The 17,764-nt window shown below is 34.0% G+C and carries 17 protein-coding genes; all 17 read right to left on the bottom strand.

Annotated elements, in window-relative coordinates; all coding sequences use genetic code 11:
• Positions 1-69 precede the first annotated feature (69 nt).
• Positions 70-762, bottom strand: coding sequence for a 5'-methylthioadenosine/S-adenosylhomocysteine nucleosidase (gene mtnN, locus CAB05_RS04660; protein ID WP_087998677.1), 693 nt, complete (start codon positions 760-762; stop codon positions 70-72).
• A 194-nt stretch (positions 763-956) separates the two neighbouring features.
• Complete coding sequence (locus tag CAB05_RS04655; protein WP_087998676.1) at positions 957-1,556, bottom strand: YrrS family protein; 600 nt, start codon at positions 1,554-1,556, stop codon at positions 957-959.
• Between the two features lie 67 nt (positions 1,557-1,623).
• On the bottom strand, positions 1,624-3,384 hold the full coding sequence (locus tag CAB05_RS04650) for a peptidoglycan D,D-transpeptidase FtsI family protein (protein WP_158093175.1): 1,761 nt from the start codon (positions 3,382-3,384) through the stop codon (positions 1,624-1,626).
• A 78-nt stretch (positions 3,385-3,462) separates the two neighbouring features.
• On the bottom strand, positions 3,463-3,939 hold the full coding sequence (gene greA, locus CAB05_RS04645; RefSeq protein WP_087998674.1) for a transcription elongation factor GreA: 477 nt from the start codon (positions 3,937-3,939) through the stop codon (positions 3,463-3,465).
• A 210-nt stretch (positions 3,940-4,149) separates the two neighbouring features.
• Positions 4,150-4,785, bottom strand: a complete 636-nt coding sequence (gene udk / locus CAB05_RS04640) for a uridine kinase (RefSeq protein ID WP_087998673.1) — start codon at positions 4,783-4,785, stop codon at positions 4,150-4,152.
• A 20-nt stretch (positions 4,786-4,805) separates the two neighbouring features.
• Complete coding sequence (locus tag CAB05_RS04635) at positions 4,806-6,083, bottom strand: peptidase U32 family protein (protein WP_087998672.1); 1,278 nt, start codon at positions 6,081-6,083, stop codon at positions 4,806-4,808.
• Between the two features lie 193 nt (positions 6,084-6,276).
• Positions 6,277-7,209, bottom strand: coding sequence for a peptidase U32 family protein (locus CAB05_RS04630; RefSeq protein ID WP_087998671.1), 933 nt, complete (start codon positions 7,207-7,209; stop codon positions 6,277-6,279).
• Positions 7,196-7,861 (bottom strand): O-methyltransferase, encoded by a 666-nt coding sequence (locus tag CAB05_RS04625; protein WP_087998670.1) that lies wholly within the window; start codon positions 7,859-7,861, stop codon positions 7,196-7,198. Before CAB05_RS04625 ends, CAB05_RS04630 begins: the two co-directional genes overlap by 14 nt.
• 406 nt (positions 7,862-8,267) lie before the next feature.
• A complete protein-coding gene (gene mltG / locus CAB05_RS04620) occupies positions 8,268-9,362 on the bottom strand; it encodes an endolytic transglycosylase MltG (RefSeq protein WP_235821366.1) in 1,095 nt (364 codons plus the stop codon).
• Between the two features lie 124 nt (positions 9,363-9,486).
• A complete protein-coding gene (locus CAB05_RS04615) occupies positions 9,487-9,777 on the bottom strand; it encodes a DUF1292 domain-containing protein (RefSeq protein WP_087998669.1) in 291 nt (96 codons plus the stop codon).
• Positions 9,778-9,862: 85 nt separating this feature from the next.
• A complete protein-coding gene (ruvX, locus tag CAB05_RS04610; protein ID WP_087998668.1) occupies positions 9,863-10,279 on the bottom strand; it encodes a Holliday junction resolvase RuvX in 417 nt (138 codons plus the stop codon).
• A 3-nt stretch (positions 10,280-10,282) separates the two neighbouring features.
• Positions 10,283-10,549, bottom strand: a complete 267-nt coding sequence (locus CAB05_RS04605) for an IreB family regulatory phosphoprotein (protein ID WP_056472706.1) — start codon at positions 10,547-10,549, stop codon at positions 10,283-10,285.
• A 124-nt stretch (positions 10,550-10,673) separates the two neighbouring features.
• Positions 10,674-13,325, bottom strand: a complete 2,652-nt coding sequence (gene alaS / locus CAB05_RS04600) for an alanine--tRNA ligase (RefSeq protein ID WP_087998667.1) — start codon at positions 13,323-13,325, stop codon at positions 10,674-10,676.
• A 363-nt stretch (positions 13,326-13,688) separates the two neighbouring features.
• Positions 13,689-14,756 (bottom strand): AI-2E family transporter, encoded by a 1,068-nt coding sequence (locus tag CAB05_RS04595; protein WP_087998666.1) that lies wholly within the window; start codon positions 14,754-14,756, stop codon positions 13,689-13,691.
• Positions 14,757-14,950: 194 nt separating this feature from the next.
• The gene (locus tag CAB05_RS04590; RefSeq protein ID WP_087998665.1) at positions 14,951-15,085 is read right to left on the bottom strand and encodes a DUF3918 family protein; all 135 of its coding nucleotides are present in this window, start codon (positions 15,083-15,085) and stop codon (positions 14,951-14,953) included.
• A gap of 12 nt (positions 15,086-15,097) precedes the next feature.
• Complete coding sequence (locus CAB05_RS04585; protein ID WP_087998664.1) at positions 15,098-15,286, bottom strand: YrzR-like zinc ribbon domain; 189 nt, start codon at positions 15,284-15,286, stop codon at positions 15,098-15,100.
• Between the two features lie 113 nt (positions 15,287-15,399).
• Positions 15,400-17,757 (bottom strand): SF1B family DNA helicase RecD2, encoded by a 2,358-nt coding sequence (recD2, locus tag CAB05_RS04580; protein ID WP_087998663.1) that lies wholly within the window; start codon positions 17,755-17,757, stop codon positions 15,400-15,402.
• Between the last annotated feature and the right edge of the window lie 7 nt (positions 17,758-17,764).

Here is a 17,764-nt window from a genome sequence, read left to right as displayed (position 1 = left end):
ACCTTACTTGTCGATTCTATCCCTATTCGTTCTAGAGACTCTCCTTTTCAAAAAAGGCATCTTTACTGCTTATAGAGCTTTAATCATTTCTTCTACCATCAGAGTAGAATTGACAGCCGCTGTGTGAATAAATTGATCAAATGATATGCTTGATTCCTTACCAGCAATATCTGATAATGCACGAGTTACAACAAAAGGTACCTTAAATGCATAACAAACTTGAGCAATAGCCGCTGCTTCCATTTCTACTGCATACAGATCACCGAATTTTCCTTTTACAAACTCAACTCTTACAGGATCATTCATAAATGAATCACCAGTTACGATTAAACCTTCAACTACTTGGATTCCATTTACTTTTTCTGCACATTTTTTAGCAATTTCTTTTAATTTCTCGTCTGCTGGAAACGCTGCAGGCATTCCTGGAACTTGTCCGTACTCATAATTAAATGCAGTTACGTCAACATCATGATGACGTACTTCTGTAGAAATAACAACATCACCAACATTAAGATCAGTATGTAACCCACCAGCAGAACCAGTATTAATGACTACGTCTGGTTGGTATTTTTCTAACAAAATAGCAGTTGCCATTGCAGCATTTACTTTACCAATACCTGATTTTAATAATACGACTTCTTTTCCTTCATATGTACCAACATTATATTCTGATCCAGCAACTTCTTCTTTTTTTAAGTTATCTAATTTATCACGTAATACGTGCACTTCTTCTTCCATTGCACCAATAATTGCTATTTTCACACTAAATCCCTACTTTCTATCAAACTTTTATCATTTTACCACACACAATCAAATCCTACACCTATATCGCATAGAAACAAGCAGAAGACTTTCTCACTATTAATTAGTTGAGAAATCTACTGCTTGATAAACAATATTTTGTTCGAACCTCATCATGGAAGTCAACATGAAATATCGTAAATCTATAAAAAGTATTAATAAGATAATTCCTTCACTTCTTGTACAAGGATTGGCAGCCAACCTTCATTTTCTACCCAATGTAAATGCACAACATACTTATATGTAAGGTCTGTCGTTGCGACAAACATCTTTACACTTTGATCATCATATCCTCTTCCAAGATGCCATACTGAAAAATCTTTTTTCGTTAATGAAATCGCATTAGAAACGGCTTCTTCCATTTCGTAGAAATCATTAGATTGAAAACTGTATTGAACGATATGCTCACCGTTTTGTGAAGTGGCAGTTGGTTTCCATTCTTTCACAGTTGATTGAATGATATTTTCATCTTCAATTGAATTTTTTATGATTTCATTTACTTTATCTCTAAATTTTGCTTGGTAAGGATTCGGTTCATCTGTTGCAATCGGTTTTGATTCCATAGCTGTGGTATTGTAATCCGCTATCGCTTGCTTCGGCTCGATTTTTTGTTGTTCAATAATGGGCATAGATATTTTTACGCCTAAATAAACGATACCAATGATTAGCGGAACTAATAGAATACGGAAAAAATAATTTCCTCTACGTTCTCTTCTTAGCTTGCGAACCCTTCCATTCTTTTCTACTGAAGCCATTGACAAAATCCCCCAAAAACAACTAATTTTCCCTATTTTATCATAGAGTCCATTAATACTAAATAGTCTAATTTTTGTGAGTTTTGTCGTATTGATAGATAGATTTTACTAAATTTGTAACCGTATCTGATGTCGATGTAATTTCGTCTTTCACATTTAAGCTCACGACCGCAAAGGCATACCGTGGTTTTTCATATGGAAAATATCCTGCAAACCATTTGTTCTGTTCCGTAATTTTGTCTTTCTCCTTTTTCGTTTCAGCAGTACCACTTTTTCCAGCGAGCGTATAAGGTAGACTACTATATCTTCTTCCAGTCCCCTTTTCACTTGTGATAACACCGCGTAGCATTTCTCTCAGCTGCTGCATGGAATCCGGTGATAGATAATCATCTGTTAATGTTTGATTTTCAAATGCAAACATTTCTGTACCATTCTTATAAAGAACTGAATCGACGACCTTTACTTGCTTTGGTGAACCTCCCCGAGCGATTGTTGACATCATGTTTGCAACAGCTAATGGTGTTACTTTTACATCCTTTTGACCTATTGAGGTATTTCTTAATCCCTCAAGTGGTTTACTTCCACCAAAGAAAGTTGAACTGCCTTCGTTTTGAAATTGACTAAAACTTGCTTCATGATACACAGATCCTGTCCAACCTACTGGACCATTCATCCCTAATTTATTTGCATACATTTCAAACATATCTTTATTTTTTAATGATAATTTCTGTCCTAAAAGTCCAAAAGTGTAATTACAGCTAGCATAAAAGCTTTCTTGAAAGGTTAAGTTTCCTTTTCTTTTATCTTCATCTTTTTCATAATTACCTCGTAGATCCTTATCACAGTTATACATTTGCTTATCTTGAACGATTCCTTGATCAATTGCCGCAGCAGCTACAACAGTTTTAAAGACAGAGCCCGGTGTACTAGGCTGTAATGCAAAATTTGTAGCAGTATTATCATTTTGAGAAAATAAGTTTTGATAGTTCATAGACGGTCTACTTACCATAGCTAGTAATTTATTTGTTTTCACATCTATTAGAACAGCCGCTCCTTTTTGTAGCTTTGCTTGATTGACAGCTTGTTCAAGTATTTGTTGTAAGTCTTTATCTATAGTCGTTTCTAAAGAGACCGGATAGAAAGGATTACTAGGTTTTGCATACTTTACTTCATTTCCAAACATTGGTTTACCTAGATTATCAACATGAAGCATTAAATTAGATGTTCCATCTGACTTTAGAAAATCTTCAAATTGTGCTTCTAACCCGATTACACCAAACTCTTTTGGCTTATAATCACGGTCACTCTCATATTGTTTTTCATATTGTTCTTTATTTTCCCTTGCAATTCCTACTAAATGTTCAGCTAATTGCTGATCATCTTCATCTTGTGACAACATAGAGATTAATCCAGATACATGTAAATTATTGATTTGATCTATTTTTTCTGATGTTAATTCGTTCGAAATACCTTTCAATGTAAAAGGTTCTTTTTTCCCAATGAATTGGTTTTTAATATCATATTCAGAGACTCCAGTAATAGCAGACAATTTCTCAATTGGCCAATCTATGCTTTTTAAAAATGGAAACAATATTACTTTTGGTGTATATGCCGCACTTAGTAGCTTTCCATTTCGGTCCAAGATTTTTCCACGCCCATTATCAATTCGAAATTGAAATGTTCTTTGAGCCACACTACGCTCAATTAAATTAACATTACTTGGCCCAAAGTTTTTTTGATGTAGAACACCAATATCTAAACATCTATATAATAAAACAGAAAACAAAAATGAAAACAAAATGAGTACGGCTTTAATTCGTCTTTTCATAAAAAAACACCTCATCTACATTGTAGACGGGGTGTTCTTATTTCAAACTATTATTTTAAATTTTTAAACAATTGCTAATTACTTAACAGCAATAATTCTAACTTGCATATCTCCACCTGGAGTTGAAACTGTTACTTCTTCACCGACTTTTTTGCCTAATAAGCTTCTAGCAATTGGAGAGTCGTTTGAAATTTTACCTTCGAATGGGTCAGCTTCAGCGCTACCTACGATTGCGTAAGTTTCTTCATCGCCTGCTGGTAATTCTAAAAATGTTACTGATTTTCCTAAAGCTACTGTATCAGAAGCTTCCTTGCTTTCAGTAATAATTTCAGCATTACGAATCATATTTTCTAAAGTTGTAATACGGCCTTCAACAAACGCTTGCTCATCTTTTGCAGCATCGTACTCAGAGTTCTCTGATAAATCTCCAAAACTACGAGCAATTTTAATACGTTCTACTACCTCAGCACGTTTTACAGTTTTTAAAGTTTCTAACTCTTGTTCTAATTTTTCTTTCCCAGCTAATGTCATAGGGAATTTTTTTTCAATAGCCATTTTGTACACTCCTTTTAGTATCCACCGTTTCTTTATGTAGAATTCCTAATGTTATGTTTATACAATATAGTTGTACAAACAGTGTATGAGAATAATTAATGATTCATTCACTTTTGAAAACGCATTCTTTTTATATAGAAAGATGAAGAAGTTAGACCTTCTCCATCTTTCTTATCTATGATTTATGAATTATTCTCTCATATTAAGGTATTATAATACACTTACTCTTTCAAGTATAGTCTGAATTTTCGTTGCCATTAAGTCAATTGCAACAAAGTTTTGTCCACCCTCTGGAATTATGATATCAGCAAATTTCTTTGATGGTTCACAAAATTGATTATGCATAGGACGAACAACATTAACGTATTGGTCCACAACTGAGTCAACTGTTCTACCACGTTCTTTAATATCACGTTGTATTCTACGAAGGATTCTTAAATCAGCATCCGTATCAACGAATATTTTAATATCCATTAAATCACGTAAGCGCTCATCTTCTAAAACCAAAATACCTTCTAAAATAATAACTTCTTTTGGTTCAACAGGGATTGTTTCTGAAGATCTAGTATGAATTGTATAATCATATACAGGTTTTTCAATTGCTTTATATTGCAATAATTGATTGATATGTTCAATAAATAAATCATTATCAAATGCTAATGGATGATCGTAATTTGTTTTTAATCTCTCATCCATCGGTAAGTGAGTTTGATCTTTATAATAAGAATCTTGCTGAATCATTAAAATAGAATGACCTTTAAATTGGTCATAAATTGCCTTAGTCACAGATGTTTTACCAGAGCCAGTACCTCCAGCAATTCCAATAACAATGGGCTTATTCCCCATACTTCAATCCCTCTTTCTTATCAAACTAACTTTTTTCTCATCATGTTGTAAGGATATACCTTCTGATCAACTTTAATTTTTACAATTTCTAATGGATGTCTTGCCGCATCTAATTCCGTACCATCTTCATCAACAATTACGCCAACAGTTTGTTTGAAGTTTTCAAGTTCCGGACCAAAGAATTCAATTTGATCACCAGGCTTAAAGTAGTTACGTTGTTGAATTGTTGCGATACCAGTTTGCTCATCATAGTCTAATACAAGTCCAGCAAAATCATACGTAGTTTTTTTGCTATGATTTCCAAACATCTGTTCTTTCATTCCTGGGAATCCTTCAAAGAATGAAGAAGCTGTTTCACGATTTGCACATTTATCTAATTCTTCTACCCATTCTTCTTTAAATTCAAAGTTATCAGGATCAGCACAATATGCATCAATAATTTTACGATAAACAGAAACAACAGTCGCTACATAATGAATTGATTTCATGCGTCCTTCAATTTTTAAGCTATCTACACCAATTTCAATAAATTTAGGAATTGATCTTAATAAGTTCAAATCCTTAGGACTCATTGCAAATGGAGCATCTTCTTCTTCGTATAATGAACTTTCAGAAGCGCCTTGTACTTGTGATTCAGTTTGTACTAAATCATAGTCCCAACGGCATGACTGACAGCATCCTCCACGATTTGAATCACGTGCAGTCATATGATTACTTAACGTACAACGACCCGAGTAAGCAATACACATTGCTCCGTGGATAAAAGTTTCAATTTCAACATCTACTTTTTCTTTAATTTCTTTGATTTCCTCATAGCTTGTCTCACGTGCTAAAACTAATCGGTGTAATCCTTCTTCTTTCCAGTACTGAGCTGCACGATAATTTGAAAGTGATTGTTGCGTACTTAAGTGAACTTCTAATTTAGGGGCAGCTTGTTTACAAGTTTCAATGATATATGGATCTGCTACGATGATTCCAGTTACTCCTGCAGTTTCAATTCCTTGTAAATATTCAACAAGTCCGTCCATATTTTCATTATGAGCAAAGATATTCGTAGTTACATAAATTTTTGCTCCGTATTTGTTTGCAAATTCTACACCTTCAGCCATATCTTCTAATGAGAAGTTATCAGCATTCGAACGTAATCCAAACTCTCTTCCACCAATAAACACGGCATCTGCACCGTATCTAACTGCAATTTTTAATTTCTCTAAATTACCCGCTGGCGCTAAAAGTTCTGGTTTTTTTACAATTATGCGTTTACCATCAACGATTTTATCTAATTGTCCAATTGCCATTGTTCTTCCTCCTCATAAAATATTTCAGTTTTATTATTTTCTATTTAGCCTTGGTATTTTTGTCGAACACCCTTGGCATTACGTATTCTCAAGTTTTACACTAAGTCTCGAGGTCATAAGTACAGTACATCTTGAACAGATCGGCTTCCAATTGTTCTGATCTTATGATCGTCAGGGTAAATGTGAATTTCGATTAATATACTGTTTCTTTAAAGAAGAATCCTGTGTCTAATCTGCGATTTACAGGTTGAATTGCTTCGATTTTTTCGTAAAGCTCTTCTTTAATGTCTTCGTAAGCATCTCTATCTTCTACACATAAGTCAATTGCTTGTCTGTATAGTTTTGTTACTTCAACGATGTATTCTGATGATTTTAATACTCCGTCGATTTTCAATGAATCGATACCTGCATCAATTAATTCTTCTAGTTCGTTAATGATACAAATATCATTAGGGCTCATAATGTGCGTACCATTGATATCTTCAAAAATCGGATATTTATTATTACGTTCGTTATCTACTAAGAACATATTCTCTTCGAATTTCTTTTGTTGAATAACTTCCATGTTTTTGCCTTGGTACTCAAAGTAGTTTCCAACTAGTGATCGCTTAGATTGGAACATACAAGTCATACCATGAACTTGTACTTCTATTTCAACTTCAGCATTTTCTTTCATTTCTGTTACTGCTTCAAAACTAAGTTCTCTTGCTAGTACAGCACGTTTTGCACCACGTTTACCCCAATAATTGCAAGTAAACCAGTTAGTTGCAGTTGTTTCTGTATTCCAATGTAATTGCATATTTGGCGCAATTTGACGCACTGACATTAATACAGCCGGATCACCAAATACGATTGCATCTACATTTGCATCACGTAAAAATGTAATATAGTCGTCAATTTCATCTAAAATTTCATTATGAAATAATCCGTTCATTGCTACATATACTTTGATTCCCTTTTGATGTGCAATTGTGACAGCTTCCTTAACAGCATCGCGATTAAATTCACCTGCTAATCGTAATCCAAAACGCTGTTCACCAATCATTACTGCACTGGCACCCGCATCAGCTAATTTTTCTATGTCATTTACGTTTGTTGGCGTAACTAATAATTCAGGCTTGAACATTGTTAACTCCCCTTTTCTTACTGATGGCCACTCCATCACCTATTGGTATAATTGTCGAGTCATACATAGGATGATTCATTAACCATTCATTGTAATTTTGAATCCTTTTTATTAAAGCTCTTTTACGTCGATCATCAACAAGCTCTGCACTCTCTGCTACTTGTCCTTTAAATAAAACATTATCTGAGATGATTACACCTCTTTCAGATAATAATGGCTCGTACAGTTCAAAAAAGCGTTGATATTGAGCTTTCGCAGCATCTATAAATATGACATCGAATTGTCTGTTGTCAGGCAAATGATCTTTTAAAAGTAAAGCATCACCTTCTAAAAGTGTAATTCTATTACTATAGCCACTTCTGTCTATATATTCTTTTGCTTTACGAATGCGCCCTGCATTTCGTTCCATCGTAACAATTCTTAACTCTGGGAAAGATTTAGCCATTCGGATACTTGAATAACCGATCGCACTTCCAATTTCTAAAATGGACGTAGGTTGTATTAAATACAGTAAACCTAGCATGAATTCCATGCCTGCTTTATCCATTATTGGAACATGTTGCTCCTTAGCATACATTTCCATTTCTTCTATAAAAGGTTCTCTATGTTTATAAAAATTCGCCAAATACTGGCGAACTAAAACTTCATCCATTTCTAATAAAGCCTCCAATAGAAATACAACCTTGTGTCAGACTGCCAGCCAAACGCTCGCTTTCTATGTTGTTTCGCCTGCTTCGTGTGCTCATTACCGTCAAAAGGTAACACCGCTCCTCATTTTTGCTCCTGCGCCTCGAAAGACAAGCGTTTTCAGGCAGTCTGAATCTCTTAGTTTTTATAACTTGACTACAAACTGCAACATTTTTTAACAAGGTGTAAGTACAAATTTCCTGTATCTGAATTTATTTTGACCCGTAATATTCTAACATAAAAAAAAGACCCTTGGCTAGTACCAAGAATAGTAACAAGTTTTTAAAGCGTTTTAATATACAAAATTCCTCAGTGAAAACGATGATTTTACTGAGGAATTTGTTATTTTTTATACAAGTATTGCCAACTTCTTAATTTATATGCTTATCTTTTTCTGTATTATGTTCTTCTAGTGATTTAGTGAAGATAACTTCACCTTCTTTATTCGCTAAAAAGTATAAATAGTCAGATTTCGCTGGTTTTAATGCTGCTTCGATACTTTCAACTCCTGCACTTGCAATCGGACCGATTGGTAAGCCTTTAATATAATAAGTATTATATGGCGACTCAATTTCTAAATCTTTGTAAAGAACTCTAGCTTTATGTTTTCCTAGTGCATAAAGAACAGTTGGATCCGTTTGTAAAGGCATATCAATATCTAGGCGATTATAAAATACGCTTGAAATTAATTTTCGATCTGTTAACTCATTTGCTTCTTCTTCAATAAGTGAAGCCATTGTTAATGTTTTATGAGGTGTCAGTTTTTTATCAGTCATCTCATTTTTATATTTGTCCAAAATACTCTTAGTTTGATTTAACATAGGTGCAATAATTTCTTCTAGACTTGGTTTAAATTCACCATAAAGATACGTAGATGGATATAAATATCCTTCTAGTGGATAACGAATTCCCTTTTTAAATATTTCATTCGTTATTAAATCTGGGTACTTCTTTTGTAAAGTTTGTATAAATGCTTTATCATTCAACTGTTTCAGTACAGTTGCTTCATCTAGCTTAAATTCTTTGGCAATAATTCCAGCGATTTCTACAAGTTGAGTACCTTCAGGAATTGTTAAATCCTTAACTGCAACTTGATATTTCCCACCAGTTTGAAGATGTTTAACGATCGTAGAAACCCCTTGATTTTGACTGAAATTATAATTACCAGCCTTTAAACTCGCATTATTATGTAATTTTACATAAACCTTAAATACCTCTGTATTTTTTATTAATTTTTGTTTCTTAAAAATTGATGCTATGTCCCCAACAGAGCTACCTTGTGGGATTGTTACTAGTTGTTCTTGTTTATTAGATGCATTTACTGGCATTAACATATATTTGTATGATGCTAAAGCAGCTGCAATACACACCAAGATCGCTATGATTATGTATAGGAAAACTCGCATTCCACTTTTATTTTTATTTGATGATTTAATTCCTCTTTTTTCAAAATTCGAAAATGACATCGATTTATCTACCTCCTTCATCACGTATTAGTATACTACAAACACTCCAATTATCGGCAATTTTCTACATAAAAAATGCTAAACGCTTATATAAGCGTTTAGCATTTTAAAAAAGTGAATTGAATTATTCGCCTTCTTCTTCATCAAAGAAAGTGTTAAGAACTTCTTCAATCATTTCCCACTCTTCATCAGTTTCGATTGGGAATAATTCACCGTCTTCACCATCTTCTGCAGGAATAAAGCTAGAAGCGTGGTATTCAGGATCTCCATCTTCGTCGAACTCTTGTCCAACTGCAGTGTAGATTACGTATGATTTATTATAATCATCAGATTCAAAAGTTAAAACGATATTGCAAAGAATCTCATTACCTTCTTCATCTATGATCGTAATTTGTCTGTCTTCACCGTGTTCCATTTGTATCACCTCGTTATCATTTTACAAATTATGTATAGTGGATTGTGGAATGATTAAACGCATTCCACACATCCACTTTTCATTATCACTTTATACTATCTAAGTAATTTTGTAAAATAACTACTGCAGCCATTTTATCAATTACTTGTTTTCTCTTTTTACGACTGACGTCGGCTGAGATTAAAAATCGTTCAGCTGCCATCGTAGAAAGTCTTTCATCCCATAGTATAACCGGAAGTTTGAATTCTTCTTCAATTAATTTGGCAAAACGTTGACATGCTTCTCCTCGTTCACCAATACTTCCATTCATATTTTTAGGCAAACCTACTATTACTTTGTCTATTTCATAGCTGTCAATGATTTCTTTTAGTCGGTCAAGTCCAAATATTTGGCGCTCTTCATTAATTTTAACTGTCTCAATTCCTTGAGCTGTCCAACCTAGTGCATCACTTACAGCTACGCCTATTGTTTTAGTTCCTACATCTAGCCCAAGTGCTCTCATTTATTATTCTCCACGATGTTGTTGTAAGTAAGATTTTACTAATTCTTCAATAATTTCATCACGTTCAAGCTTTTTCATCATACTTCTTGCATCATTATGACGAGGAATATACGCAGGATCGCCTGATAATAAGTATCCTACTATTTGATTAATTGGATTATAGCCTTTTTCTTGTAATGCATCATGAACCTTTAATAATACTTCATTTACTCGAATATCTTGTCCCTCGTCTTGCAAACTAAACTTCATCGTTTTATCAAATGAATCCATATAAGGCACCCCACTTATCCGTTTATTTCTAGCTAAACATATTGTACCATTTTTATATGGTAGATTACGAATTAACTAAAATTTCATTAAACGTATCTATCTGTTATTGTACACAACTTCTGTATTATTTAGAAATCGTCGCCATCCATTGTTCAACAAATGCAACTGCCTCATCAAGTTTAGATGCATCCTTACCACCAGCTTGAGCCATATCTGGACGGCCTCCGCCTCCACCGCCACAAATTGTAGCAGCTTCTTTAATCAGGTTTCCAGCATGATATCCTTGACCGACTAAATCCTTCGTCACACCTGCAATTAGGTTAACTTTTCCATCATTAGCAGATCCAAGTAATACAACTACAGATCCAATTTTGTTTTTTAAATCATCAACCATTGTACGAAGGCTATTCATATCTGCACCATTTACTTTTGCAGCAACAAATTTCACTCCATTTACTTCTTTTACATTGTTACTAATATTCCCTGCTTCAATGTTACTTAATTTTGAAGAAAGTGATTCATTTTCTTTTTGTACTTGCTTCAATTCTGATTGTAAAATTTCAATTCTAGATACAACATCTTTTGTATTTGATTTTAATAGACCTGCAGCATCTTTCAATTGACCGATTTGTTCTTGCATATATTCGTAAGCAGCTTTTCCAGTAACAGCTTCGATACGACGAGTTCCTGCTCCAATACCTGACTCAGAAATAATTTTGAAAGTTCCAATTGAAGCTGTATTATCAACATGGCATCCACCACATAGTTCAAGACTATAGTCACCAACTTGAACAACTCTTACAACATCGCCATATTTTTCTCCAAATAATGCCATCGCACCCATTGCTTTTGCTTCAGCGATTGCTTTTTCAGAAATGTTAACTGGAATGCTCTCCCAAATTTTTTCATTTACAATTTTCTCAATTGTTTCAAGCTCTTCTGGTAGAACTTGACCAAAATGTGAAAAGTCAAAACGAAGACGTTCTTGGTTTACTAATGAACCAGCTTGATTTACGTGAGTCCCTAACACATCTTTTAATGCTTGGTGTAATAAATGCGTTGCTGTGTGGTTTTTAACAATGCTTGAACGATTAGCTTTGTTAATTGTAGCAGTTACTTTTGAACCTACTGATAGTGCGCCTTCAACAACTTTTACACGATGTAAATTTTGTCCATTAGGTGCTTTTTGTACATCAAGAACTTCTACTTTTAAACCAGCTGCAGTTAATGTTCCTCTATCTGCAATTTGTCCACCACTTTCAGCATAGAAAGGCGTTACATCAAGAATTAAGTGTGCCTCTTCTCCGTTTGCTACATCTTCAACTTTTTCGCCATCTTTTACTAAAGCAAGAACAGTTGATTCAACAGTACCTTCACCATATCCTACGAAAGCAGATACTTCTTTAATTTCACGAAGTGCTTCACTTTGTACTTGCATAGAATCTACGTCTTGACGAGCAGCACGAGCACGTTCACGTTGCTTCTCCATCTCAACTTCAAAGCCATCATGGTCTACTGTTAAGCCTTCTTCTTCAGCGTATTCTTCTGTTAATTCGATTGGGAATCCATAAGTATCATACAGACGGAACACATCTTCCCCTTTAATGACAGTACTACCTTCAGCTTTGGCACCTTTCATTACAGTTGTAAGTAGTGCTAATCCTTCATGTAATGTTTCATGGAAACGCTCTTCTTCGTTTTTAATTACTTTTTGAATAAATGGTATTTTTTCTTTTACTGTTGGATAATAGCTTTCCATAATTTCAGCCACTACAGGCACTAATTCAAACATAAATGGACGCTCTACACCTAACTTTTTAGCAAAACGTACAGCACGACGAATTAATCTACGTAAAACATATCCTCTTCCTTCGTTAGATGGAAGTGCACCATCCGCTACAGCAAATGATACAGTTCTGATGTGATCTGCAATTACTTTAAATGCAGTATCTTTATCTAAATCACCGTTTCTATATGATTGACCAGAGATAGTTTCTACAACATTGATAATTGGCATAAATAAATCTGTATCAAAATTTGTGTCTACTTCTTGTAAAACACTTGCCATACGCTCTAAGCCCATTCCAGTATCAATGTTTTTACTTGGTAATTCTGGATATTCATTTCTATTTAAGCCGTCTTTTGAATTGAATTGAGAAAATACGATATTCCAAATTTCTAAATAACGATCATTTTCTAAATCTTCTTTTAGCAATTTAATGCCGATATTTTCTTGGTCATATTTCGTTCCACGGTCATAGAAGATTTCAGTACAAGGACCACATGGACCTTCACCAATTTCCCAGAAGTTTCCTTCTAACAGAATGATATGCTCAGGGTCTAATCCTAATTTAATCCATAAATCATACGTCACTTTATCTTCTGGATATACTGTTACATATAATTTTTCTTTTTCAAATCCAAACCACTCATCTGAAGTTAATAATTCCCAACCCCAAGTCACTGCTTCTTCACGGAAATAATCTCCAATTGAAAAGTTACCTAACATTTCAAAGAAAGTATGGTGACGAGCTGTTTTCCCTACATTTTCAATGTCATTTGTACGGATTGATTTTTGAGAGTTTGTAATTCTTGGGTTTTCCGGAATTACACGACCATCAAAATATTTTTTTAATGTTGCAACACCACTATTAATCCATAATAATGTTGGATCATCTACAGGTACTAAAGATGCACTTGGTTCAACAGAGTGACCTTTTTGTTTAAAGAAATCTAAATACATTTGACGAATTTGAGCAGCAGTTAGCTTTTTCATTTTGTGTAAACCTCCATATTTATGTAAATAATTTTGTCGAAAAAAACAAAAAAATCCCGTCCCTAAAACAGGGACGAGATGTACTCGCGATACCACCCTGATTATGAATAGAAAGCAATTGCTTAGGCTATTACATGCCTCTTTAGTCTATTCATCACCTCAAGAGACCGTAACGTGGCCAGACGTCAGTGATTAGCTGCATTCAGGAGTAGCTGTTCTGTCACCCTTCATTAAAGTTTCTTTCAGCCAAGGAAACTTCTCTCTACGCAAATATTGCTTAAATGGACTGTGACATACTTTTTCCTTCAAAATTTTGCAAATTTTTATTGTATGAAAAAATAGTATCATTGTAAAAATTGAAAGTCAAGATGATAGATGTTGTTTTCTATTGTTGAAATACCTCAGGATTGAAATAATAACAACTAAACCCGGCACTGCTAATAATAAACCAGTAAATCCCGCAACTTCACCTGCTACTAATAAAGTAAACATAATGATAACAGGATGTGTGTGAATCGACTTTCCGATAATTAATGGTGATAATACATTCCCTTCAATTAATTGCAATACAATTAGTATAATACCAACCCGAATGATAAGACTCGTACCTTCGGATGCAGCTAAAAATAAAGTCGGCAATGCACCAATAATTGGTCCGAAATATGGAATGATATCAGTGATGCCAATGATCAACCCTAAAACTAATGCATATTTCATTTTACCGATCCATAAAAAAATGGTTGCCATAATAAATAATAAAAAACAAACAAAAATTTGACCGCGAATATACTTTCCAAAAGTATTGTCCAATTCGACCGCTAATCCTTTTGTTTCATCTCTCCATTTTGTTGGAATAAACTTAATTAAAATATCTGCTAGAACTTTATAATCCTTTAAAAAATAAAAAACGATAAATGGAATAATGATAATTGAGATGAAATTATTTACAAAATGCTTCATCCAATCTCCGGTTCGATTGACTAAAGAAATACCAAATTGCTCTGCACCATTAATCATTAAATCAACTCTATTATGTAAAAAGATTGGCATCCTAGAGGTTTTACGCTCAATTTTAGACAGAAACGTATCATATAATGAAAGTACCTTAGGGAACGAAAGAAGAATATCATTCCATTGTTGTTTAAATATCGGTATTAATAAATACAATCCTAATACCGCTCCACCAAAAAATAATAAATATATTAAAAGAATGGCATATACTCTTTTTAAACCTTTTTTATGAATGTACTCAATCGCTGGATGTAATAAGTACGCTATAATGAGACCAATTAAAAAAGGAATTAATGCTTTTAAAATACCAATAATAATATGATAATAAACCGGTTTTAAATAATAAAATACAATTCCGATTAGTCCTATTAATAATATGAGACATAATCGATAAATCCACTTAAGTTTTAATCCGTCCATATCAAACCTCCATACTGGAATTAGTATGGAGATTTTTTAGATAAATTATGTAATTGTTAGTTTTGATTTTTAATCGTATTAATAAACGACAGTTAAAAATTCTTTTTTCACTACTGTACCAAAAGAATATGCAAACTTCTAAGAAACAAAAAAGCACATGTCCCACTTAGACATGTGCTACGTACATTCTTACATTAAAGCATCTTTTTTAAAGACTTTCTCATTTTTTTAATGCTTTTTTGAGAATACCATTTGTTATCGTACATTAGTTTCATCGCAAGTGCACCTGCACCTAAACCTAAACCTAATAAAGAGCTCTTTCTACCCATTTCTAATCACTCCTACATACTAAGTTTTCGATCCTCTTCGTCGAATAAGTCATCTAACGAACTTAACGTACCATCCTCTTCAACTTGGTGAGTGTAAATCATGCCTTTATTAATTGAAAGTTCTATATAGCATCCCCAGCAATAATATTGATTTACACCAATTTTACCCAAGTCTTTACTTTGACAATTTGGACAAATCACAACGCTCGCTCCCTTAGCCTAAAAAAGGCAATCTTTCTAAGCATTGTGGCCAAATAAAAAGGGAAATATACGTAAATTACAGGAATCGTCTTGCACTAAGTATTATTGGTCAATTACATAAAATCATAAGGAGAAAGATTTGGTAATTCATCAGATAGCTGAAAAGGTAAATCTTCATCTAATGAAATCTCTTCATTTTCAATACCTTTTAATTTCATACAAAGAGTTGTTTGGCGTTGTCCATCGTCTGTCCGACCAATTCCTTGAATAAAGGCATCTTGTTCACCACATAAAATAAGAAATTTTTTACTTCTTGTTACTGCAGTGTAGATTAAATTTCTGCGAAGCATTCGATAATAACTTTTTACGATTGGTAGCACAATAATATCAAATTCACTACCCTGTGATTTATGAATAGAACAACAATAAGCCAATGTAAGCTGCGTAAAATCAGGTCTGGTGTAAGTAACTTCATTTCCATCAAAGGACACGATGATTATGTCTTGTTGTTCAACATTTTCTTTTGCAAAGAAGATATTTACGATTTCTCCCATGTCACCATTAAAAACATTATTTTCAGGAACATTGACTAATTGGAGAACTTTATCACCTGTTCTAAAAGTTGTATCGCCAAATTTCATTTCACGTTGCTTATCTCGTTTTGGGTTAAATACTTCCTGTAATCCTTGATTTAATGCATCGATTCCAGCTGGGCCTCGGTACATTGGTGCTAACACTTGGATATCTCTAACAGGGAAACCTTTTTTATTGGCGTTTTCGCATACTTTTTTAACAACTTCTACAACTTGCCCGCTTGAACACCCAATAAAAGAACGGTCTTTTTTTTGTTGAAATAAATCCTCTGAAATTTTTCCATCTTTAATATAATGTGCCATTGTAATAATCGAGGAATCTTCAGATTGACGATAAATGTCCTTTAATCTTATCGTTGGTACCGTTCCAGAATTTAATAAGTCTTTTAACACTTGTCCTGGCCCAACTGATGGTAGCTGATCTTCATCACCTACAAAGATAACCTGGCACCCTTGAGGGATACTTTTCAGTAATTGATTCCCTAACCAAACATCAACCATCGAAAACTCATCAATAATCAGTAGTTTTCCATTTAGTGGATTATCCTCATGATGGCTAAATTCCCCTTCTCTAGTCCAACCTAATAAACGGTGAATCGTCACCGCTGGTAAACCGGTTGCTTCGCTCATACGTTTTGCAGCCCTTCCAGTTGGTGCTGCTAGTAAATAAGGAAAAGGTACATCCTTTGGATAAGCATGTTGATCAAGAGATAAATCATGGATTGTTGAAAATAAATTGACAATTCCTTTTATGACCGTCGTTTTACCAGTACCTGGACCACCTGTTAATACCATCATTGGTGATTCAACAGCCTTCTTTATTGCTTCTGCTTGAGAAGGAGCATATCTTACATTCATAGTTGCTTCTAGCGTTTCTAATTCTTTTTTAAATCGACTATCAGTCATTTCACCTAAATCAGGTGCTTCACTCAAAAGCTTTTGAATCGCTTTAACGATACCTTTTTCCGCATAAAATAATGCCGCTAAATAAATTCTGTCATCCTCTAATACAAGTTTTCCATCTGCCACTAATCGATTCATTTCCCGAGAAATGTCGACAGCTTCCACAAGCTCTGGGTCTTGCTTCATTAATAACAGTCTTGTTTCGTCTATAAATTGATCTTGTGTAATATAGACATGTCCATCCTGCATCGATAAATGCTCTAACACATATACGCACCCTGCTCGAATTCGGTCAGGATGATTGCCAGTGATTCCGATCGCACGACCAATTTCATCAGCTCTTCCAAAGCCGATGCCATCAACATCTTCAATCAGTTTAAACGGGTTTGTTCGAATTACTTCTAATGTCGACTCATTATATGTTTTATATATTTTGATTGATAAAGCAGTTCCGATTCCATAACCGCTTAGAAAGCTCATAACTTTCTCTAAGCCTTGGTGGGATAAAATCGTATCATATATATCTTTTGCTTTCGCTTTAGGTAGTTGTGGCACAGATTCCAGGCTATCTGGATTATCTAATATTTTATTAATAGCACCTTCACCTAAATGCTCGACGATTTTTTCAGCTGTTCTTTTTCCGATACCTTTAAACAAATCTGAGGATAAATATTGAATAACACCTTTTTTAGTTGATGGAAGCTCTTTAGCAAAAGATGAGATTTGAAATTGTTTACCATATCTAGGGTGATCTTTTAAAATCCCCTTAAATGTATAGGACTCATCTTCATTCATTCGAGGAATGTTTCCTGTAATTGTAATTTCCTGCTCACAGTTCGATAAATTTGTATCAACGACTTTTACTTTTGCAACAGTATAAAAATTTTCAGCATTATAAAAGATAACTGTTGTTACATTACCTTTAATATACGGTGTTTCATCTACAAACAATTCCATCTCATTTTGTGTCTGCACTAGGGCT

Origin of the sequence: Gottfriedia solisilvae, from assembly GCF_002128405.1 — a bacterium.
Taxonomy (GTDB): Bacteria; Bacillota; Bacilli; order Bacillales; family Bacillaceae_G; genus Gottfriedia; species Gottfriedia solisilvae.
Note: the sequence above shows the minus strand (reverse complement) of the source record. Positions and strands in the feature narration are given on the sequence as shown.